The organism is Brevibacterium aurantiacum, from assembly GCF_007558825.1.
Lineage (GTDB): Bacteria > Actinomycetota > Actinomycetes > Actinomycetales > Brevibacteriaceae > Brevibacterium > Brevibacterium aurantiacum_A.
The window spans coordinates 3959-4675 of sequence record NZ_VLTK01000035.1 but is presented as its reverse complement, the minus strand read 5'-3'; the positions used below and the strand labels follow the sequence as shown (position 1 = coordinate 4675).

General features: G+C 54.0%; 1 rRNA gene (running past one end of the window). It reads right to left on the bottom strand.

The features are described from left to right. Positions 1–717, bottom strand: a 23S ribosomal RNA gene (locus tag FO013_RS22065) (its annotated part continues 2207 nt past the right edge of the window); the annotation flags it as partial.

Genomic DNA, 717 nt, shown 5'->3' with positions numbered 1-717 from the left:
ACCGAACTGTCTCACGACGTTCTAAACCCAGCTCGCGTACCGCTTTAATGGGCGAACAGCCCAACCCTTGGGACCGACTACAGCCCCAGGATGCGACGAGCCGACATCGAGGTGCCAAACCATGCCGTCGATATGGACTCTTGGGCAAGATCAGCCTGTTATCCCCGAGGTACCTTTTATCCGTTGAGCGACCACGCTTCCACAAGCCATGGCCGGGTCACTAGTCCCAGCTTTCGCTCCTGCTCGACACGTCCGTCTCACAGTCAAGCTCCCTTGTGCACTTACACTCGACACCTGATTGCCAACCAGGCTGAGGGAACCTTTGGGCGCCTCCGTTACTCTTTAGGAGGCAACCGCCCCAGTTAAACTACCCATCAGGCACTGTCCCTGAACCCGATCAGGGTCCGAAGTTAAGAAATCCAGTATAGTCAGAGTGGTATTTCACTTGACGACTCCACCCCAACTAGCGTTGAGGCCTCACAGTCTCCCACCTATCCTACACAAACCACACCGAATCCCAATACCAAACTATAGTGAAGGTCTCGGGGTCTTTCCGTCCTGCTGCGCGTAACGAGCATCTTTACTCGTAATGCAATTTCGCCGAGTTCGTGGTTGAGACAGCAGAGAAGTCGTTACGCCATTCGTGCAGGTCGGAACTTACCCGACAAGGAATTTCGCTACCTTAGGATGGTTATAGTTACCACCGCCGTTTACTGG